18 protein-coding genes and 1 pseudogene are annotated in these 18,690 nt (G+C 61.1%); 14 read left to right on the top strand and 5 right to left on the bottom strand.

Annotated features, from left to right (window positions below; translation table 11 throughout):
* Nucleotides 1-172: 172 nt before the first annotated feature.
* The 3 genes from phaZ (at nucleotide 173) to ACZ9BE_RS26405 (ending at nucleotide 3,501) form a co-directional block, all read left to right on the top strand.
* Nucleotides 173-1,027: a poly(3-hydroxyalkanoate) depolymerase gene (gene phaZ, locus ACZ9BE_RS26415; RefSeq protein ID WP_423663839.1), complete on the top strand. Its 855-nt coding sequence runs from the start codon at nucleotides 173-175 to the stop codon at nucleotides 1,025-1,027.
* A gap of 140 nt (nucleotides 1,028-1,167) precedes the next feature.
* Nucleotides 1,168-2,850: a class II poly(R)-hydroxyalkanoic acid synthase gene (phaC, locus tag ACZ9BE_RS26410; RefSeq protein WP_056787316.1), complete on the top strand. Its 1,683-nt coding sequence runs from the start codon at nucleotides 1,168-1,170 to the stop codon at nucleotides 2,848-2,850.
* Nucleotides 2,851-2,880: 30 nt separating this feature from the next.
* Nucleotides 2,881-3,501 carry a TetR/AcrR family transcriptional regulator gene (locus tag ACZ9BE_RS26405; RefSeq protein ID WP_024011259.1) on the top strand — a complete coding sequence of 207 codons (621 nt, stop codon included), beginning with the start codon at nucleotides 2,881-2,883 and terminating at the stop codon, nucleotides 3,499-3,501.
* Between the two features lie 254 nt (nucleotides 3,502-3,755).
* Here the strand turns inward: ACZ9BE_RS26405 and ACZ9BE_RS26400 are convergent, their stop codons facing one another.
* From ACZ9BE_RS26400 to ACZ9BE_RS26390, 3 genes are all read right to left on the bottom strand, one after another.
* Nucleotides 3,756-4,661 carry a phasin family protein gene (locus ACZ9BE_RS26400; RefSeq protein WP_476250107.1) on the bottom strand — a complete coding sequence of 302 codons (906 nt, stop codon included), beginning with the start codon at nucleotides 4,659-4,661 and terminating at the stop codon, nucleotides 3,756-3,758.
* 10 nt (nucleotides 4,662-4,671) lie between these two features.
* Nucleotides 4,672-5,094 carry a phasin family protein gene (locus tag ACZ9BE_RS26395; protein ID WP_076565216.1) on the bottom strand — a complete coding sequence of 141 codons (423 nt, stop codon included), beginning with the start codon at nucleotides 5,092-5,094 and terminating at the stop codon, nucleotides 4,672-4,674.
* A gap of 231 nt (nucleotides 5,095-5,325) precedes the next feature.
* On the bottom strand, nucleotides 5,326-5,601 hold the full coding sequence (locus ACZ9BE_RS26390; RefSeq protein ID WP_076565213.1) for a polyhydroxyalkanoic acid system family protein: 276 nt from the start codon (nucleotides 5,599-5,601) through the stop codon (nucleotides 5,326-5,328).
* A 154-nt stretch (nucleotides 5,602-5,755) separates the two neighbouring features.
* Here ACZ9BE_RS26390 and ubiE point away from each other — a divergent pair, with 154 nt between their 5' ends.
* The 11 genes and pseudogenes from ubiE (at nucleotide 5,756) to ACZ9BE_RS26335 (ending at nucleotide 13,973) form a co-directional block, all read left to right on the top strand.
* Nucleotides 5,756-6,526 (top strand): bifunctional demethylmenaquinone methyltransferase/2-methoxy-6-polyprenyl-1,4-benzoquinol methylase UbiE, encoded by a 771-nt coding sequence (ubiE, locus tag ACZ9BE_RS26385; RefSeq protein WP_016772069.1) that lies wholly within the window; start codon nucleotides 5,756-5,758, stop codon nucleotides 6,524-6,526.
* On the top strand, nucleotides 6,526-7,149 hold the full coding sequence (locus ACZ9BE_RS26380; protein ID WP_095181037.1) for a ubiquinone biosynthesis accessory factor UbiJ: 624 nt from the start codon (nucleotides 6,526-6,528) through the stop codon (nucleotides 7,147-7,149). Before ubiE ends, ACZ9BE_RS26380 begins: the two co-directional genes overlap by 1 nt.
* Nucleotides 7,146-8,750 carry a ubiquinone biosynthesis regulatory protein kinase UbiB gene (gene ubiB / locus ACZ9BE_RS26375; RefSeq protein ID WP_056787303.1) on the top strand — a complete coding sequence of 535 codons (1,605 nt, stop codon included), beginning with the start codon at nucleotides 7,146-7,148 and terminating at the stop codon, nucleotides 8,748-8,750. The genes ACZ9BE_RS26380 and ubiB overlap by 4 nt, the downstream gene beginning before the upstream one ends.
* Nucleotides 8,751-8,870: 120 nt before the next feature.
* Complete coding sequence (gene hisI / locus ACZ9BE_RS26370; RefSeq protein WP_007899278.1) at nucleotides 8,871-9,272, top strand: phosphoribosyl-AMP cyclohydrolase; 402 nt, start codon at nucleotides 8,871-8,873, stop codon at nucleotides 9,270-9,272.
* The gene (locus tag ACZ9BE_RS26365; protein ID WP_003220849.1) at nucleotides 9,265-9,597 is read left to right on the top strand and encodes a phosphoribosyl-ATP diphosphatase; all 333 of its coding nucleotides are present in this window, start codon (nucleotides 9,265-9,267) and stop codon (nucleotides 9,595-9,597) included. The genes hisI and ACZ9BE_RS26365 overlap by 8 nt, the downstream gene beginning before the upstream one ends.
* 25 nt (nucleotides 9,598-9,622) lie before the next feature.
* Nucleotides 9,623-9,904: a twin-arginine translocase TatA/TatE family subunit gene (locus ACZ9BE_RS26360; protein WP_016772073.1), complete on the top strand. Its 282-nt coding sequence runs from the start codon at nucleotides 9,623-9,625 to the stop codon at nucleotides 9,902-9,904.
* Nucleotides 9,905-9,914: 10 nt separating this feature from the next.
* Nucleotides 9,915-10,358, top strand: coding sequence for a Sec-independent protein translocase protein TatB (gene tatB, locus ACZ9BE_RS26355; protein ID WP_095181038.1), 444 nt, complete (start codon nucleotides 9,915-9,917; stop codon nucleotides 10,356-10,358).
* Nucleotides 10,355-11,146, top strand: coding sequence for a twin-arginine translocase subunit TatC (gene tatC / locus ACZ9BE_RS26350; protein ID WP_016772075.1), 792 nt, complete (start codon nucleotides 10,355-10,357; stop codon nucleotides 11,144-11,146). Before tatB ends, tatC begins: the two co-directional genes overlap by 4 nt.
* Nucleotides 11,143-11,850, top strand: a complete 708-nt coding sequence (locus ACZ9BE_RS26345) for a 16S rRNA (uracil(1498)-N(3))-methyltransferase (protein WP_041477553.1) — start codon at nucleotides 11,143-11,145, stop codon at nucleotides 11,848-11,850. The genes tatC and ACZ9BE_RS26345 overlap by 4 nt, the downstream gene beginning before the upstream one ends.
* A 206-nt stretch (nucleotides 11,851-12,056) precedes the next feature.
* A pseudogene (locus ACZ9BE_RS26340) lies at nucleotides 12,057-13,118 on the top strand (methyl-accepting chemotaxis protein); the annotation flags it as partial.
* Complete coding sequence (locus ACZ9BE_RS26335) at nucleotides 13,101-13,973, top strand: methyl-accepting chemotaxis protein (RefSeq protein ID WP_370695128.1); 873 nt, start codon at nucleotides 13,101-13,103, stop codon at nucleotides 13,971-13,973. The pseudogene ACZ9BE_RS26340 and the gene ACZ9BE_RS26335, both read left to right, overlap by 18 nt.
* Nucleotides 13,974-14,226: 253 nt before the next feature.
* On the opposite strand, the gene mdoH is transcribed toward ACZ9BE_RS26335, so the two are convergent.
* Together mdoH and ACZ9BE_RS26325 are read right to left on the bottom strand one after the other, a co-directional pair.
* On the bottom strand, nucleotides 14,227-16,797 hold the full coding sequence (mdoH, locus tag ACZ9BE_RS26330) for a glucans biosynthesis glucosyltransferase MdoH (protein ID WP_056787293.1): 2,571 nt from the start codon (nucleotides 16,795-16,797) through the stop codon (nucleotides 14,227-14,229).
* The gene (locus ACZ9BE_RS26325; RefSeq protein ID WP_256808455.1) at nucleotides 16,790-18,571 is read right to left on the bottom strand and encodes a glucan biosynthesis protein G; all 1,782 of its coding nucleotides are present in this window, start codon (nucleotides 18,569-18,571) and stop codon (nucleotides 16,790-16,792) included. Before ACZ9BE_RS26325 ends, mdoH begins: the two co-directional genes overlap by 8 nt.
* Nucleotides 18,572-18,690: the final 119 nt, after the last annotated feature.

The raw sequence follows: 18,690 nt of genomic DNA, 5'->3' as shown, positions 1-18,690 counted from the left end.
TTATCCCCGTTGGGTTGCGAAGCGACCCCGAATCCTGAAACCGTGATTTGTCAGACGCACCGCGGCTACTCGATTCACGACTGCTTCGCAGCCGAACGGGGATAAATCCCCTCACCACAAGGTCCGCTCCTACAGGAATACGGGTGGACTTGAAATCTACAGGGCCTGAAGCATGCCGCAACCGTTCATATTCCGCACCGTCGATCTGGATGGACAGACCCTCCGCACGGCGGTGCGTCCCGGCAAGCCTCATTTGACGCCTCTGCTGATTTTCAACGGCATCGGCGCCAACCTGGAGCTGGTGTTCCCGTTTGTCGCGGCGCTCGACCCGGATCTGGAAGTGATCGCCTTCGACGTGCCCGGGGTCGGCGGCTCCTCGACGCCCAACCGGCCGTATCGCTTTCCCGGCCTGGCCAAACTGACGGCGCGGATGCTCGACTATCTCGACTACGGTCAGGTCAATGTGATCGGCGTGTCGTGGGGCGGCGCCCTGGCGCAGCAGTTTGCCTACGACTATCCCGAGCGCTGCAAGAAACTGGTACTGGCGGCGACCGCGGCCGGTGCGGTGATGGTCCCTGGCAAACCGAAAGTGCTGTGGATGATGGCCAGCCCGCGCCGCTACATTCAGCCATCCCATGTGATCCGCATCGCACCGATGATCTACGGCGGCTCGTTCCGTCGCGATCCGACGCTGGCTGCCAGCCACGCGGCGAAAGTGCGCTCGGCGGGCAAGCTCGGTTACTACTGGCAACTGTTCGCCGGCCTCGGCTGGACCAGCATCCACTGGCTGCACAAGATCCATCAGCCGACGCTGGTGCTGGCCGGCGATGACGATCCGCTGATTCCGCTGATCAACATGCGCATGCTCGCCTGGCGCATTCCCAACGCCCAGTTGCACATCATCGATGACGGCCATCTGTTCCTGATTACCCGCGCCGAAGCGGTGGCGCCGATCATCATGATGTTTCTCGAAGAGGAGCGTCTGCGCGCAGTCATGCACCCGCATCCGACCCCGCTCGGCGGCTGATCGCGGCGGCCTGCTTTATGCAGCACTTTTCAAATCAAGCGCGCGGCAGGACGCCGCGCAGGCAGCAACCGGTAACAGCGTCTATGGTGTTCTGGTTCGGTGAGTGTGTTTTTGCCCTGAAGACGAAGGAGTGTTGAGTCATGCGCGAAAAACCAGCGACGGGCGTGGTGCCCAGCCCCGCCGTGTTTATCAACGCCCAAAGTGCGATCGCCGGTCTGCGTGGCAGGGATCTGCTGTCGACACTGCGCAGCGTCGCCGCCCACGGCTTGCGCAATCCGTTGCACAGCGCAAAGCATGCGCTGAAGCTTGGCGGACAGCTGGGCCGCGTACTGCTCGGCGAAACCCTGCACCCGACCAATCCGCAAGACAGCCGCTTCGCCGATCCGGCCTGGAGCCTAAACCCGTTCTACCGGCGCAGCCTGCAGGCGTATCTGGCCTGGCAGAAACAGGTCAAGAGCTGGATCGATGAAGGCGACATGAGCCCTGAAGATCGTGCCCGTGCGCACTTCGCTTTCACTCTGCTCAATGACGCCGTGGCGCCCTCCAACACCCTGCTCAATCCGCTGGCGGTCAAGGAGCTGTTCAATTCCGGCGGGCAGAGTCTGGTGCGTGGCCTGAGCCATCTGTTCGATGATCTGTTGCACAACGACGGCCTGCCACGGCAAGTGACCAAGCAGGCGTTCGAGGTCGGCAAAACCGTAGCGACCACCACTGGGGCTGTGGTGTTTCGCAATGAAATGTTCGAGTTGATCCAGTACAAATCGATGAGCGAAAAGCAGTACGCCAAGCCCTTGCTGGTGGTGCCGCCGCAAATCAACAAGTACTACATCTTCGATCTGAGCCCGCAGAACAGCTTCGTCCAGTACGCCCTGAAAAACAGCCTGCAGACCTTCATGATCAGCTGGCGCAACCCTGATGTGCGCCATCGCGAGTGGGGCCTGTCGAGTTACGTCGAAGCGGTCGAAGAAGCGATGAACATCTGCCGGGCGATTACCGGCGCCCGCGAAGTGAACCTGATGGGCGCCTGCGCCGGCGGCCTGACCATCGCCGCCCTGCAAGGGCATTTGCAGGCCAAACGGCAACTACGCCGGGTCGCCAGCGCGACCTATCTGGTCAGTCTGCTCGACAGCCAGATCGAAACCCCGGCCACGCTGTTCGCCGATGAACAAACACTGGAAGCGGCCAAGCGTCGCTCGTACCAGCGAGGCGTGCTCGACGGTCGCGACATGGCCAAGGTCTTCGCCTGGATGCGCCCCAACGATTTGATCTGGAGCTATTTCGTCAACAACTACCTGCTGGGCAAGGAGCCGCCAGCCTTCGACATCCTCTACTGGAACAATGACAACACCCGCCTGCCGGCGGCGCTGCACGGCGATCTGCTGGACTTCTTCAAGCACAACCCGCTGATCCACGCGGGCGGTCTCGAGGTGTGCGGTACGCCGATCGATCTGCAGAAGGTCAATGTCGACAGCTTCAGCGTCGCCGGCATGAACGACCACATCACGCCGTGGGACGCGGTGTATCGCTCGACCCTGCTGCTCGGTGGCGAGCGACGTTTCGTGCTGTCCAACAGCGGCCACGTGCAGAGCATCCTCAACCCGCCGAGCAACCCGAAAGCTGCCTACGTCGAAAACGCCAAGCTGAGCAGCGACCCGCGTGCCTGGTACTACGATGCCAAACACGTCGACGGCAGCTGGTGGCCGCAGTGGCTGGAGTGGGTCGCGCAGCGCTCCGGCGCCCTTAACGAGACCCGCACAACACTGGGTAACCCGAACTATCCACCGATGGAAGCGGCACCCGGCACCTATGTGCATGTGCGCTGACGCTCAACCGAAATTTTCTAAGAAGACTGGATGAAAACCCGCGACCGGATTCTCGAATGTGCGCTGCAACTGTTCAACGAAAAGGGTGAGCCGAACGTTTCCACCATGGAGGTGGCCAACGAAATGGGGATCAGCCCGGGCAATCTCTACTACCACTTCCACGGCAAGGAACCGCTGATTCTCGGTCTGTTCGAACGCTTCCAGCACGAGCTCGCGCCCCTGCTCGACCCACCGCCGGACGTGGAGCTCGCGCCGGAGGATTACTGGTTGTTCCTGCATTTGATCGTCGAGCGACTGGCGCAGTACCGGTTCCTGTTCCAGGACCTGTCGAACCTCGCCGGGCGCTTGCCGAAACTGGCCAAGGGGATTCGCAATCTGCTCAATGCGCTGAAGCGCACGCTGGCGTCGTTGCTGGCGCGATTGAAGGCTTCGGGGCAACTGGTCAGCGACACCCAGGCGCTGGGGCAACTGGTCGAGCAGGTGACCATGACGCTGCTGTTCTCGCTGGATTACCAGCGGATTCTGGATCGTGAGGGCGAGGTCAGGTTGGTGGTTTATCAGATCATGATGCTGGTGGCGCCGCATTTGCTGCCGCCAGTGAAGGTGGCGACAGAGCGGATGGCGCTGCAATACCTTGAGGATCACGACTGACCCGAAAAGCCCCTCACCCTAACCCTCTCCCGGAGGGAGAGGGGACTGATTGGGGGATGTTCGCGAGCTACGCCGACCTGAGCGAGCTTCTTTGAATCGATAATCGACTCGATTTGTTCAGGTCGACGTATGACGCAGGACACCTCGGTCGGCTCCCTCTCCTTGGGGAGAGGGCTGGGGTGAGGGGCCGCTTGGAATGCACAAACAAAAACGCCCGACCTTCACAGGCCGGGCGTTTTTGATTTGCCCTGAAATCAGGACTGACTGGATGGCGTCGACGGTGTCGATGCTGCAGTCGGAGTAGCGGCTGCCGTAGGTGCCGCAGCGGAGTTTGCCGCGTTGGCCGGAGCTGTTGGAGCAGTCGATGGTGCGGCGGCCGGTTTCGGCGCAGCGGCTTTCGGCGCGGCCGGTTTTTTCACTGCTGGCTTTTTCGCCGCAGCCGGCTTGGCCGCAGGCTTCGCAGCGGGTTTGGCGGCAGCAGTTTTCGCTGCTGGCTTGGCCGCTGGTTTCGCTGCAGCTTTAGCCGCAGGTTTTGCTGCCGCTTTGGTTGCCGGTTTGGCAGCGGCCTTGGCGGCAACCGGTTTGGCTGCCGCTTTGGCCGCGGGCTTGGCGGCCGCAGTTTTGGTCGCAGCTTTCGCAGCCGGTTTTGCTGCCGCTTTGGTCAGTGGCTTGGCTGCGGTTTTCGCCGCAGGTTTGGCAGCTGCAGTTTTACTGGCAGGTTTCGCCGCAGCGGTTTTTGCCGCCACAGGCTGCGCTTTCAGACCGGTGAGTTTTTCGATCTGCTTTGTCAGCGTATCGACCTTGGCGTTGAGCGCCTTGACCTCATTGCGGCTCGGCACACCCAGGCGCGAAATCGCGCTGTTCAGGCGCTTGTCGAAAGCCCCTTCCAGCTCGTCCCACTTGCCCAGTGCGCGATCTTTCACGCCGCTGATACGCGACTTGGCCGAGGAGGTCGAGTCCTCGACTTTCTTGCCGACGGCAGTCTTGGTGAGCTTCTCGGCTTTCTCGCCGTCTTTGACCAATGCATCGAAGAGTTTGCTGCCGTCAGTGTCGATCTTCGAGTACACGCCTAAACCAGCCAGCCAGATTTTGCGGGAGTAGGACTCGACCTTCCCGACCCACGAGCTGCTTTCTTTATCGGTGTTCTTTTTGCCAGCCATCCCGTTCTCCTTAAGATTTTCGCGCGACGCGTTCGAGCAATGCCGTCAGCTCATCGAGCTTAGCAGAGAGTGCCTCAACGTCATGTTTAGACGGAATGCCGATCCGATTCAAGGCGCTGGCCACACGGTTGTCGAAGGCCTTCTCGACCTTGTCGAGCTGAACTTCAACGCGACCCTTGAACGAGCTGACCTGAGTGGCCGCGTCATCGATCTCGGCGTTGGCCGCATGGAGTTTTTCGCTGACGGCTTTTTTGCCTTTCTTTTCAACAGTTTGACCGGCGGCTACGAGCTCTTGAAAGTACTCGCTGCCCTCTTGGCCGACCTTGGTGTAGGCGCCCAGGCCTGCCAGCCAGATCTTGCGGGCATAGGATTTGACGTCGCTCAGGGTAGAAGTCGGAGCGTCGATTTTTTTCTTCAAAATGACTTTGGCCATGGTGCACCTCACGCGCAGAAGGTTTGAGGAACTGCCGGACGAGTGTCGGGCTCAGGCACAAAGTAGGGAGAAAAATTAGAAAGGGCACCCTAACCAGCGGGAGCATCACAAAACAAATGTGGGAGCGAGCCTGCTCGCGAATGCGTCATATCAGCCAACATTTCAGTCAACTGATACACCGCTTTCGCGAGCAGGCTCGCTCCCACAGGGGACTGGATTTCAATCTGGAAATCAGGCCAGGGCTTTGTCGAGGGCTTTCTCGATCTCGGCTTTGATCATGCCGCTCATGGCCGACATCATCAGGCCCAGTTCGACGTCGACCCTGATCGAATCGTCCGCCACATGCACCTCGCCTTTCACGCCCGAGCGCTTGAGGTTCAGGGTGTCGCCTGACCATTGCGGCTCCAGGCCGTATTGTTCATTGAGCTTTGCGGCCAGTTTGTCGGCCTTTTCGCGGGCGGCGTCCTTGCCCAGGGTATGGGCGCGCTCAACACTGATTTTGGCCATGGAATGACTCCTGATGATTGAATGGCTGACGTTGAATCTTGACCGCATCTGCGGCAAATCGTCCCGAAGGTTGCCCATCTTACCTTTAGCCATTCCAAGACAAAGCATGGCTTGGGGATTAGAATGTCGCGCATTCTCTTTTGGTGACAGCGATATGACTGATCAGCGCAAAGGCAGCGATGCCGAACCCACCACTCACTTCGGCTTCAAAAACGTTCCGGAAAGCCAGAAAGCGGAAAAAGTCGCTGAGGTTTTCCATTCCGTAGCCGCTAAATACGACCTGATGAACGACCTTCTGTCGGGCGGCATGCACCGTCTGTGGAAGCGTTTCGCGATCGAGCTTTCCGGCGTGCGCAGCGGCAACCGCGTACTCGACATCGCTGGTGGCACCGGCGACCTGACCCGCAAGTTCTCGAACCTCGTCGGCCCGACCGGCCAGGTCGTGCTGGCCGACATCAACGAGTCGATGCTCAAGGTCGGCCGTGATCGTCTGCTCGATCTGGGCGTTGCCGGCAACGTCGAATTCGTCCAGGCCGACGCGGAAAAACTGCCATTCCCGGACAACCATTTCGACTGCGTGACCATCGCCTTCGGCCTGCGCAACGTGACGCACAAAGAGGACGCGTTGCGTTCGATGCTGCGCGTGCTCAAGCCTGGCGGCCGCCTGCTGGTGCTGGAATTCTCCAAGCCGACCAACGCGCTGATGTCCAAAGCCTACGACGCCTACTCGTTCGCCTTCATGCCGCTGATGGGCAAGCTGATCACCAACGATTCGGAAAGCTATCGTTACCTGGCCGAATCGATCCGCATGCACCCGAATCAGGAAACGCTGAAGTCGATGATGGTCGAGGCCGGTTTCGACCGCGTGACCTATCACAACATGACCGCAGGCATCGTCGCCCTGCACCGCGGCATCAAACCCTGATGTTGCTCACCGGGCTGCTCGCCAGCGTCGAACTCGGCCTCAATCGGGTGCTGCGTCTCGACAGCACGGCGCTGCCGCGCCTGGCGCATCTGACCGGCAAAGTGATTGCCGTCGACTGCCGCAGCCCGGCGCTGCAACTGTTCATCCTGCCCAGCGACGAAGGCCTGATGCTCGCTGCGCAGTGGGCAGCGGACGTCGATTGCACGTTGCGTGCACCGGCCTCAAGCCTGCTGAAACTGGCCCTGAGCAAGGACAAGACCGCCGTGCTGCACGCTCCGGAAGTCGAGCTCGATGGCGACAGCGGTGTGTTGCTGGAGCTGGCCGGCGTGCTGCAAAACCTCGAGCTGGACTGGGAGTACGAACTCTCGCGCTGGCTCGGTCCGGTCGCAACGCAATTGCTCGGTGGCCATCTGCGCAGCCGCGCACGCTGGTATCAACAAGGATTTGCCAGCCTCAACCAGAATCTTGCCGAATATCTCGCCGAAGAATCGCGCACCCTTGTCGGGCAGCGTGAAGCCGAAGCGCGGTTCAGCGAACTGGACCGGATCAAACTTGATCTGGAACGACTCGAGGCGCGTTTCGAGCGCCTTTCCCGATCCCTCGACCCAAGCGATAACGCATGAAGCTGCTTGCCGTCCGCCGTCTGTTGCGCATCCAGCGCGTCGTGATCCGCTACCGCCTCGATGACCTGCTGTTCGATCTGCCGCTGCCCTGGTTCCTTCTGGCCGTGCGCTTTTTGCTGCCGTGGCGCTGGCTGCCGCGCAAGCCGCTGGAACTCAACCGTGGTGCGCGCTTGCGTCTGGCGTTGCAGGATCTGGGGCCGATCTTCATCAAGTTCGGGCAGATTCTTTCGACCCGCCGCGACCTGTTGCCCGAAGACATCGCCGATGAGCTGATGCTGCTGCAGGACCGCGTGCCGCCGTTCGACTCGCAGCTGTCAATCAAGCTGATCGAAGAACAGCTGGGCAAGAAAATCAGCGAAGTGTTCAGCCGTTTCGACGTCGCCCCGCTGGCCTCGGCCTCGGTGGCGCAGGTGCATGCGGCGCAGCTCAAAAGCGGCGAAGAAGTCGTGGTCAAGGTCATTCGCCCAGGCCTGAAACCGATCATCGCGCAGGACCTGGCGTGGCTGTTCATCCTCGCCCGCGCGGCGGAAAAGTTCTCCGCTGATGCACGCCTGCTGCACCCGGTCGATGTGGTGCAGGACTACGAAAAAACCATTTACGACGAACTCGATCTGTTGCGCGAGGCGGCCAACGCCAGCCAGTTGCGCCGCAACTTCGAAGGCTCGCAGTTGCTTTATGTACCGCAAGTCTATTGGGACTGGTGCCGGCCGAAAGTGCTGGTCATGGAGCGCATTTACGGCATTCAGGTCACCGATCTGGCGACCCTCGCTGACCAGCGCACCGACATGAAAATGCTCGCCGAGCGTGGCGTGGAGATTTTCTTCACTCAAGTGTTCCGCGACAGCTTCTTCCACGCCGACATGCACCCGGGCAACATTTTCGTCAGCACCGTCAATCCGTGGAGCCCGCAATACATCGCGATCGACTGCGGCATCGTCGGCAGCCTGACCCCGGAAGACCAGGACTATCTGGCGCGCAACCTGTTCGCCTTCTTCAAGCGTGACTACCGTCGTGTGGCGCAACTGCACATCGACTCGGGCTGGGTGCCGGCGGAAACCAAACTCAACGAATTCGAAGCGGCGATCCGTACGGTGTGCGAACCGATCTTCGAAAAACCGTTAAAAGATATTTCATTTGGCCAGGTGCTGATGCGCCTGTTCCAGACCGCACGCCGCTTCAACATGGAAGTGCAGCCGCAACTGGTGCTGTTGCAGAAGACCTTGCTGAACATCGAAGGCCTCGGTCGTCAGTTGTATCCGGATCTGGATCTGTGGAACACCGCGCAGCCGTTTCTCGAGCGCTGGATGCGCGAACGCGTCAGCCCGAAAGCCTTGCTGGGCAACGTGCAGAGCCAGCTGGAGCAGATTCCGCACCTGTCGAACATGGCCCGCGATCTGCTCGAACGCATGTCGCAACCCCACGCCAAAGACCCTCCGCCGCCGTGGCACAAACGCAAGGACGACTGGTTCCTGCGCCTGCTCGGCTGCGCGCATCTGGCCGGCGGCGCGATCCTCGCAGCGGGTGGTCCGTTGACCGAGTGGGCGCACTGGCCCGCCGGAATCATGATCGCGGTCGGTTTGTATCTGGTCGTTCGCCGATAGCACGATTGAGCTGCAAGTTATAAGCTGCCAGCTTCAAGCTTGACGCTACAGGCACGCCGCAACGTGCGTTTACTTGCAGCTCGAAGCTCATGGCTTGCTGCTGCTTTTCGAGATTTGACGATGAAAAACTGGCTGGACGAGATCAAGTGGGATGCTGACGGCCTGGTGCCGGCGATTGCCCAGGATCACAAGACCGGGCGCGTATTGATGATGGCCTGGATGAACCGCGAAGCGCTGGAACTGACCGCTGCGGAGAATCGTGCAATCTACTGGTCACGTTCCCGTGGCAAGCTGTGGCGCAAGGGCGAAGAGTCCGGCCATGTGCAGACCCTGCATGAAATGCGTCTGGACTGTGACGCCGACGTGATCATCCTGATGGTTGAACAGATCGGCGACATCGCCTGCCACACCGGCCGTCAAAGTTGCTTTTACCGGGTCTTCGAAAACGGCGACTGGAAAACGGTCGACCCGGTACTGAAAGACCCGCACGCTATCTATTCCGCAGGACACACACATGAGTGACACCCTGACCCGCCTCGCTCAGGTACTTGAAGAGCGCAAAGGCGCAGCCGCCGACAGTTCGTATGTCGCCAGCCTGTATCACAAGGGGCTGAACAAGATTCTGGAGAAAGTCGGCGAAGAGTCGGTCGAAACCATTATTGCCGCCAAGGATGCCGCGATCAGCGGCGATTGCAGTGATGTGATCTACGAGACCGCCGACCTGTGGTTCCACAGCATGGTCATGCTCGCCCAACTGGGGCAGCATCCGCAGGCCGTGCTGGATGAACTGGACCGTCGCTTCGGCTTGTCCGGACACGTCGAGAAAGCCTCGCGTCCGTCCGCCTGAACAACTTTTAGAGAGGAATCGCCACATGGGCATTTTTGACTGGAAACACTGGGTCGTCATTCTGATTGTCGTGGTGCTGGTGTTCGGTACCAAAAAACTGAAAAACCTCGGCACCGACGTTGGCGAATCGATCAAGGGCTTTCGCAAAGCCATGAACGACGACGAAAAACCGGCCGAGCCGAGCGTGACCCCGCCGGCCCAGCCAGTGCCACCGGTGCAGCCGCAAACCACCGCTCAGGCCAACCCGCCGCACACCATCGACGTGCAGGCGCAAAAAGTCGAAGAGCCGATCCGCAAAGACGTGTGAGCACTGACTAATGTTTGGTATCAGCTTCTCTGAACTGCTGCTCGTCGGCCTCGTCGCCCTGCTGGTGCTCGGCCCCGAGCGTCTGCCGGGCGCGGCGCGCACCGCCGGTCTGTGGGTCGGCCGCCTGAAGCGCAGCTTCAACGCGATCAAACAGGAAGTTGAACGTGAAATCGGTGCCGACGAGATCCGTCGGCAACTGCACAACGAACATATTCTGTCGCTGGAGCAAGAGGCGCGGAAGATCTTCAATCCGAACCAGCAGGAGCCGACGCCGGTCGAGCCTGTGGGCGAGCAGACGATTCACAGCGCTGCCGCTCCGACTCCTGCACCTGTTGTAACACCGCCAGGACCGGCGCCGGTTACCACAGACACATCGGTTGAACACGTAGCGCCCTCCGCCGCGCCGACTACACCAGCGCCTCAAGACCCTACACTGCCGCCGCGAGCCCCATGAGCGATCTTCCGGAAAACGACCAGCACATGCCGCTGGTATCGCACCTCACCGAGTTGCGCACCCGCCTGCTGCGTTGCGTGGCGGCGATCTTCATCATCTTTGCCGGGCTGTTCGCGTTCACCCAGCAGATCTACACCTTCGTCTCGACGCCGCTGCGCCAGTACCTGCCGGTCGGCGCGACGATGATCGCCACAGACGTGTCGTCGCCGTTCCTGACGCCGCTGAAACTGACGATGATGGTTTCGCTGTTTCTTGCGATTCCGGTGATCCTGCATCAGATCTGGGGCTTTATCGCTCCGGGCCTGTACAAGCATGAAAAACGCGTCGCGGTACCGCTGCTGATCTCCAGCATCCTGCTGTTCTACATCGGCATGGCGTTCGCCTATTACTTCGTCTTTCCATTGATCTTCAAATTCTTCGCCGCTGCCACCCCGGCCGGCGTGGAAATGATGACCGACATCGCCAGCTACCTCGATTTCGTCATGACGCTGTTCTTCGCCTTCGGCGTGGCGTTCGAAATCCCGGTGGCCGTGGTCCTGCTGGTGTGGATCGGCGTGGTCGACGTCAAATACCTGAAGAAGATCCGCCCTTACGTGATCATCGGCTGCTTCGTGGTCGGCATGATCCTCACCCCGCCGGACATCTTCTCGCAGACCCTGCTGGCTGTGCCGATGTGGATGCTGTTCGAGATCGGCATCCTCTTCGGCGCGCTGGTCAGCAAGCGCGAACGCCCGGACGAAACCCCGGCCGATGACCACAACGACCAGCCGCCAGCGACCCAGGCATGAACCTGCTGCTGCTCGAAGAGGCCGACTTCATTGCGGCCGACCGCGTGATCCTGCGCGACCGGCGCCTGACCCACATGCAGGAAGTGCATCGCTCCGAAGTCGGTGACAGCCTGCGCGTCGGGCGCATCAACGGACTGATGGGTTCGGCTGAGCTGCTGCGTCTGGAAGCGGGCGAAGCAGAGTTGCGTGTCAGCCTTGATCAGCCACCGCCGGCCAAGCTGCCGCTGACCCTGGTGCTGGCCCTGCCCCGGCCGAAAATGCTGCGCCGCGTGTTCCAGACCGTCGCGACCATGGGTGTGGCCAAGGTGATTCTGGTCAACAGTTATCGCGTGGAGAAAAGCTTCTGGCAGACGCCGTTTCTGGAGCCGGAAGCGATTCGTGAGCAGTTGATCCTCGGGCTCGAACAGGCTCGCGATACGGTATTGCCGGAGATCGTCATCGAAAAGCGCTTCAAGCCTTTCGTTGAGGATCGGCTGCCGGCGATCAGCGCGGGCACCCTCGGCCTGGTCGGCCACCCCGGCCACTTCCCGCCCTGCCCGCGCGCCCTGAACGAACCGGTGACCCTGGCCATTGGCCCCGAGGGTGGCTGGATTCCCTACGAAATCGATCTGCTGGCCAAATCCGGCCTGCAACCGGTGCAATTGGGCGAGCGCATCCTGCGCGTCGAAACCGCCGTCACCGCCCTGCTCGCACGCCTGTTCTAGCGCGACACCGATCCTGTGTAGGAGCTGCCGAAGGCTGCGATCTTTTGATCTTGTTTTTAAAAGCAAGATCAAAGGATCGCAGCCTCGTTGCACTCGTCAGCTCCTACAAGCCCCTACAGTCGCAGACAAGTGGCGTTACAGATTGCCACCACCCAGCCGATACAACCCCTATAAGTCCAATTAAGTGGTCCGAAGGGAGTGGTCGCATGTACCGTTGGTTAGCCGAGAGTCTTGGAAACGTCAGCGTCAAACGCAAGCTGGGCATCGGTTTCGGCCTGGTGCTGTTGCTGACGCTGTTGATCACGTTCACCGGCTGGACCGGCATGAGCGGCATCATCAGCCGTGGCGACAAGCTCGGCTTCATTTCCAGCCTCAATGAGCTGACCAAAGACCTGCGCCTGGCGCGCATGGACTACGACATGCGTCGTGGTGAACAGGGTCCGGGCGCGGTCAATGAATTGCTCAGCAAACTCGAAAGCGGTTTGCAGTCGGCACGCGGCATGATCGAGCAGCCGTCGGATGTGGCAATGGTCGATCAACAGCTTGCTGCGGTTGCCGAATACAAACGCGCTTTCGGCGAAATGACCCAGGCCACCGTGCACCGTGAAGATGCGCGCAGCAAGCTTGGCGCCAACGCTGACAATGCTGTGGCCAAGGTCGGCGAAGTCGAAAGTGCGATGCTGCAAGGCGACAGCGTTGCGCAGTACAACGCTGTCATCGAGCTGAGCAAACTGTTGCAGCAGGCGCGCTATCAGGTGCGCGGTTACACCTACAGCGGCAAGGCCGATGCCGAGCAACCGGCGCTGACCGCCATCGACAACGCCTTGAAGAACCTCGAAAGCCTGCCGACCCGCGTGCCAGAGCAGCACATCGCCAACCTGCAGCAAGCCACCGATTCGCTCAAGGCTTACCGCGCCGCTGTCGCTCAGTTCCGTGATTCGCAGGTCAAGAACGCCGCCGCACTGGCCAACATGTCGGCTCAGGGCGACATCCTGATCGCGGCCAGCAAGAAGCTCACCGAATCGCAAACCGTGGTGCGCGACACCGATGCCGCCCATGCCAAGAACATGCTGCTGATCGCCACTGCGCTGGCGCTGGCCTTCGGTCTGATTGCCGCTTGGGCGATCACCCGACAAATCATCATTCCGCTGACCCAGACTCTGAAAGTGGCCGAGCGCGTGGCCGCCGGTGACCTGACCCACAACCTGGTTTCCCTGCGTCGCGATGAGCTCGGGCAATTGCAGCGCTCGATGCAAAGCATGACCCAAGGCCTGCGCGAGTTGATCGGTGGCATCAGCGACGGCGTCACGCAGATCGCCAGCGCCGCTGAAGAACTTTCGGCGGTGACCGAGCAGACCAGCGCCGGGGTCAACAATCAGAAGGTGGAGACCGATCAGGTCGCCACCGCCATGAACGAAATGGCCGCCACCGTGCAGGAAGTCGCACGCAATGCTGAAGAAGCCTCAGAGGCCGCTGTCGCCGCTGACCAACAGGCCCGTGAAGGCGACAAGGTCGTCGGCGAAGCCATCGCGCAGATCGAGCGTCTGGCAATCGAGGTGGGTCACTCCACTGAAGCCATGGGCGAGCTCAAGCGTGAAAGCGACAAGATCGGCAGCGTCCTCGACGTGATCAAGTCTGTCGCCCAACAAACCAACCTGTTGGCCCTCAACGCTGCCATCGAAGCGGCCCGTGCCGGGGAAGCCGGACGTGGTTTCGCCGTGGTTGCCGACGAAGTGCGCAGCCTCGCCCAGCGCACCCAGAAGTCCACCGAAGAGATCGAAGAGCTGATCGTCGGCCTGCAAAACGGCACTCAGCAAGTGGCGACGATCATGGACAACAGCCGCAGCCTCACCGACAGCAGCGTCGAACTGACCCGGCGTGCCGGTGGCTCACTGGAGAGCATCACCCGCACCGTCTCGGCGATCCAGGCGATGAACCAGCAGATCGCCGCCGCTGCCGAGCAGCAGAGCGCCGTGGCCGAAGAGATCAACCGCAGCGTGCTGAACGTGCGCGATGTGTCGGATCAGACCTCGGCGGCGAGTGAAGAGACCGCTGCGTCCAGCGTTGAACTGGCGCGGTTGGGCACGCATCTGCAGATGCTGGTAGGCCGCTTTAAAGTCTGAGTTGATGCACAACCCCGATTCGCCTGTAACCGAGGTGATGCCATTCGCGAGCAGGCTCGCTCCCACAGGGACACGCATTCCAAGGTGGGAGCGAGCCTGCTCGCGAAGGCAGCGGCGCGGTCTGCGCGTCGTAGGTAACGGGCGCGCCAATTTGGCGACGGATGCTATGCACTGGTTTTAGGTTTGATCGGTGTTTGTTCGCAGCTCAACAGCGGACATAAAAAAACCCCGCTGAATCAGCGGGGTTCTCTTATCAGGCCGGCTGAGCCTGCAAACTCACCGGTCGCAGCGGCAGCAACGGCGCATGCGGATCGGCTTTCACCGAAGCGCGCCAAGCATCCAGCCACTCGGCAAGCCCTTCGGCCCAGACCTGCTCGTGCAAACGTGCCAGTGCAACAGGGTCGCTGAGCAGTTGCAGACGATCATGGTTGTTCAGCCCGGCCGGGCCGACCTTGATCGCGTGGCGCACACGTTCCTGACGCAGCCACTCGATCGGCTCGGCCTGGCCGTGACGCGAGGTCGCCAGCGAGCACGCCAAGGCGTTCTGCTGAGGATCGACCACGGCGCGGACGAAGCCGTCGTTGAGGGCGTGATAGCGGTTTTCGTGGGTGTACTGATCGGTTGCCAGCAAGGCCTGTGGCGGATTGTATTCCTCAGGGATGAGGAACAGGCTCTCGTCACGGGTCTTCAGACCAAGGCCGACACGGCTGGAGATCACCGAGACCGGGATCGACAGCATCAGCGAACCGACGATCGGCACCAGCCACCAGAGGAAGCTCGGGTTCAGCCAGATCACCAGCAGCGCCCACAAGAAGCCCAGCAACGTCTGCGGACCGTGGCGCTTGACCGCTTCGCTCCATGGCGTCGAGTCGTCGTCACGCTGCGGCGAGTTCCAGGTCGCGGCCCAACCGAGGAACGCGGCGAGGACGAAGCGGGTGTGGAAAATCATCCGCACCGGCGCCAGCAGCATGGAGAACAGCATCTCCAGGAGCATCGACAGGGTCACCTTGAACTTGCCGCCGAACTCTTTCGCGCCCTTGGCCCAGATCAGGATGATGCTCAACAGCTTCGGCAGGAACAGCAGCACGATGGTCGTCGAGAACAGCGCGATGGCCTTGTCCGGGTGCCATTGTGGCCACAGCGGATAGAGCTGGCGCGGTTCGAGGAAGTACTGCGGCTCCATCAGCGTGTTCACCGCCAGCAGCGCGGTCGACAGCACCAGGAAGAAGAACCACAACGGCGCCGACAGGTACGACATCACGCCGGTGAGGAACACCGCACGGTGCACCGGGTGCATGCCTTTGACCAGAAACAGACGGAAGTTCATCAGGTTGCCGTGGCACCAGCGACGGTCACGCTTGAGTTCGTCGAGCAGGTTCGGCGGCAGTTCTTCGTAGCTGCCCGGCAGGTCGTAGGCAATCCACACGCCCCAACCGGCACGGCGCATCAGCGCGGCTTCAACGAAGTCGTGGGACAGGATCGCACCGGAGAATGCACCTTTACCCGGCAACGGCGCCAAGGCGCAGTGGTCGATGAACGGCTTCATGCGGATGATCGCGTTGTGACCCCAGTAGTGGGACTCACCCAACTGCCAGAAGTGCAGGCCGGCGGTAAACAGCGGGCCATAGACGCGGGTGGCGAACTGCTGCATGCGCGCATACAGAGTGTCCATGCCCGACGCACGCGGCGCGGTCTGGATGATCCCGGCGTCCGGCGTGGCTTCCATCAAGCGCACCAGACTGGTCAGGCACTCGCCGCTCATCACCGAGTCGGCATCGAGCACGACCATGTACTTGTAGTCACCGCCCCAACGACGGCAGAAGTCGTCGAGGTTGCCGCTCTTGCGCTTCACACGACGGCGACGACGGCGATAGAAGATCTTGCCGAAGCCCTTGGCCTCGCGGCAGACATCCAGCCAGGCCTGTTGCTCGGCGACGCAGATATCGGTGTCGTTACTGTCACTGAGGACGAAGAAGTCGAAGCGATCCAGATCACCGGTGGCCGCTACCGATTCGAACGTCGCGCGTAGACCGGCGAATACACGCGGCACGTCTTCGTTGCAGATCGGCATCACCAGCGCAGTACGCGCATCTTTCGGAATCGGCTCGTTACCCGCGCTTTTCCCGGAGATACGGTATTTATCGTGGCCAGTGAGCAACTCGAGGAAGCCCATCAGTGCGGTCCAGAAACCGGCCGATACCCAGCAGAACAGAATCCCGAACAGAATCAGGATGCTGGTTTGCAGCGCATACGGCAGCACTTGCGTGGCGGTTTGCAGCAGCGGCTGATGCAGGACTTCTTCCAGATCGACGAACGACCAGCCCTGGTACGGCATGATGCCTTTCATGTACCAGCCGGCAACGATGGTCTGGCCGAGCATCAGCAGCAACAGAATGTAGCGACGGATCGAGCCGACCGTGCGCCAGCGCGCGGCCGGCAGGACGTTGGCGTCCTTCGGCGGCTGCGGCGGGTTGGTGCGCCCGGTCAGACGGCGCCAGCCACGCACCAGAATATTGGTGCGCCATGGTTCCGGCACGACCTTGGTGCGGCGGATTGGCGGGGTCGCCTTGAGGCTGACCCGACCACTGGCATCGAGCACCAGCATCTCCGCTTCAGCCAGTTCTTCGGCAGTGCTCAGGGTCAGACGCTTGCCCACCGAAGCCTGGGCGGCTTCGGCAGGGGCGTCGAATGTCGAGGACGACAGGCGTTCATGCAGCTCGCTGAACGACTGGCAACCCGCGAGTTCCGCGCGTTGCTCGTCGGTCATCGGCAGATGCGCCAAATACTCGGACAGAGTCTCTGGCTGTACTGGTGAATTACTCATCGGCAGGCAACTGATAGCTCCAGGTCTCGGTCAGGACTTCTTCAGTCGGCGCCGATTCCGGTGTGGCTGGGGCCGCGTCGGCAGCGACTGGCTGCTTGGCGTCTTTGTTGGCCTTGTCCTTGGCGTCGGCTGCAGGCTTGGCTTCAGCCTGTTTGGCTTCGGCGGCCTTGGCTTCCTTGTCGAGTTTTTCCTGTTGCTTGGCGGCCACCTTGTCGGCCTTGGCGACCGACGAATTGGACGCCGGCACCGATTTGCCCAGATCTGCGGTGACCACCGGCTGAACCAGGGCAGCGCGCATCTCGGTCGCTTTGCTCGGATCCTTGATCTTCATCCGCAGGGTCAGGCGCCAGCCCTTGGTTTCCGGGTTGTAGCGCACGCTGTTCTCGACCAGTTCGGCGTTGTCACCGACGCTGACCTGACTGCGCACGTCGGCATCCGGCGTCAGGGCCGCCAGCGACGGGCCTTCGAAGTCGACCAGATAGGCCACGCTGCCATCGGGCTGACGGATCAGGTTCGATTGCTTGACGTCACCGGTCGAACGCAGGGTCTGCGCCACCCAGGCGCTGTCGGGTGCGTGGATCGCTGCTTCGTCCATGGTCCAGTGCATGCGGTAGGCGAAGTCCAGCGGCTGGCCTGGCTCCGGCATTTTTTCCGGGCTCCAGAACGCAACGATGTTGTCGTTGGTTTCGTCAGCGGTCGGAATCTCTACCAGATCGACAGTGCCTTTGCCCCACTCGCCCTTCGGCTCGATCCAGGCGCTTGGGCGCTTGTCGTAGCGGTCGTCGAGGTCTTCGTAGTGGCTGAAATCGCGGCCACGCTGCAGCAGACCGAAACCACGCGGGTTCTCGACGCTGAAGTTGCTCACGGCCAGGTGTTTCGGGTTGTTCAGTGGGCGCCAGATCCACTCGCCGTTGCCGGCATGGATCGACAGACCGCTGGAGTCGTGCAGTTCACGACGGTAGTTGAGGACTTTCGACGGCTGGTTGGCGCCGAACAGGAACATGCTGGTCAGCGGCGCGATGCCCAGTTTGCCGACCTTGTCACGCAGGAACATCTGCGCCTTGACGTCGACGATGGTGTCGCTGCCCGGACGCAGGATCAAACGGTAGGCACCAGTGGCACGCGGCGAGTCGAGCAGAGCAAAGATCACCAGGTGCTTGTCGCCCGGCTTGGGCTGCTGAATCCAGAACTCGCGGAAACGCGGGAACTCTTCACCCGACGGCAGCGCGGTATCGATCGCCAGACCACGGGCCGACAGACCGTAGGTGTGGCCCTTGCCGACGACGCGGAAGTAGCTCGCGCCGAGCATGGTCATGATCTCGTCTTGCTTGTCGGCCTTGTTGATCGGGTACAGCACACGGAAACCGGCATAACCCAGTTGCTCGGTGGCTTTCGGATCGAATTTCAGATCGCCGAAATCGAAGCGGCTCGGATCGTATTTGATCTCCGAGACGGTATTGGTGGTGATTTCGTTGATTTTCACCGGTGTATCGAAGTGCATACCCTGGTGATAGAAGGAGAGCTTGAACGGCGTCTTCTGATCGGCCCACTCAGCCTTTTCGGTGAGGAAGCGGATCTTCTGGTAGTCCGCGAACTTCATTTCGCGGAATTCGTTCGGCAGGTTGCTGCGCGGGGCTTCGAACTTCTGCCCGGCCAGCTCTTTGGCCTTGGCCGATACGTCGTCAAGATTGAACGCCCAAAGCTGACCGGCGCTGAGCAGGCACAGGAGCGCCGAACCCGCTACCAGAGCACTTCGCATGCGTTTGGCAGACATTTTTGCTGCATTACAGGGACTAACAATCACGAGCAACCCTCGCCGAAAACAGATCAATAAACCAACGGCCAGCTATCTTTATGCCAGGTTGGCGAGCATTGTTCCGACTCCGCCGGGGC

Source organism: Pseudomonas sp. TE9122 (genome assembly GCF_056278925.1).
This window is presented reverse-complemented; position numbering and strand designations above follow the sequence as displayed.

What these genes read in the sequence shown, in the direction of transcription:
- phaZ (WP_423663839.1), top strand. Translation starts at nt 173, where the DNA reads ATGCCGCAACCGTTCATATTCCGCACCGTCGATCTGGATGGACAGACC.
- phaC (WP_056787316.1), top strand. Translation starts at nt 1,168, where the DNA reads ATGCGCGAAAAACCAGCGACGGGCGTGGTGCCCAGCCCCGCCGTGTTT.
- ACZ9BE_RS26405 (WP_024011259.1), top strand. Translation starts at nt 2,881, where the DNA reads ATGAAAACCCGCGACCGGATTCTCGAATGTGCGCTGCAACTGTTCAAC.
- ACZ9BE_RS26400 (WP_476250107.1), bottom strand. Translation starts at nt 4,661, where the DNA reads ATGGCTGGCAAAAAGAACACCGATAAAGAAAGCAGCTCGTGGGTCGGG.
- ACZ9BE_RS26395 (WP_076565216.1), bottom strand. Translation starts at nt 5,094, where the DNA reads ATGGCCAAAGTCATTTTGAAGAAAAAAATCGACGCTCCGACTTCTACC.
- ACZ9BE_RS26390 (WP_076565213.1), bottom strand. Translation starts at nt 5,601, where the DNA reads ATGGCCAAAATCAGTGTTGAGCGCGCCCATACCCTGGGCAAGGACGCC.
- ubiE (WP_016772069.1), top strand. Translation starts at nt 5,756, where the DNA reads ATGACTGATCAGCGCAAAGGCAGCGATGCCGAACCCACCACTCACTTC.
- ACZ9BE_RS26380 (WP_095181037.1), top strand. Translation starts at nt 6,526, where the DNA reads ATGTTGCTCACCGGGCTGCTCGCCAGCGTCGAACTCGGCCTCAATCGG.
- ubiB (WP_056787303.1), top strand. Translation starts at nt 7,146, where the DNA reads ATGAAGCTGCTTGCCGTCCGCCGTCTGTTGCGCATCCAGCGCGTCGTG.
- hisI (WP_007899278.1), top strand. Translation starts at nt 8,871, where the DNA reads ATGAAAAACTGGCTGGACGAGATCAAGTGGGATGCTGACGGCCTGGTG.
- ACZ9BE_RS26365 (WP_003220849.1), top strand. Translation starts at nt 9,265, where the DNA reads ATGAGTGACACCCTGACCCGCCTCGCTCAGGTACTTGAAGAGCGCAAA.
- ACZ9BE_RS26360 (WP_016772073.1), top strand. Translation starts at nt 9,623, where the DNA reads ATGGGCATTTTTGACTGGAAACACTGGGTCGTCATTCTGATTGTCGTG.
- tatB (WP_095181038.1), top strand. Translation starts at nt 9,915, where the DNA reads ATGTTTGGTATCAGCTTCTCTGAACTGCTGCTCGTCGGCCTCGTCGCC.
- tatC (WP_016772075.1), top strand. Translation starts at nt 10,355, where the DNA reads ATGAGCGATCTTCCGGAAAACGACCAGCACATGCCGCTGGTATCGCAC.
- ACZ9BE_RS26345 (WP_041477553.1), top strand. Translation starts at nt 11,143, where the DNA reads ATGAACCTGCTGCTGCTCGAAGAGGCCGACTTCATTGCGGCCGACCGC.
- ACZ9BE_RS26335 (WP_370695128.1), top strand. Translation starts at nt 13,101, where the DNA reads ATGCAAAGCATGACCCAAGGCCTGCGCGAGTTGATCGGTGGCATCAGC.
- mdoH (WP_056787293.1), bottom strand. Translation starts at nt 16,797, where the DNA reads ATGAGTAATTCACCAGTACAGCCAGAGACTCTGTCCGAGTATTTGGCG.
- ACZ9BE_RS26325 (WP_256808455.1), bottom strand. Translation starts at nt 18,571, where the DNA reads ATGTCTGCCAAACGCATGCGAAGTGCTCTGGTAGCGGGTTCGGCGCTC.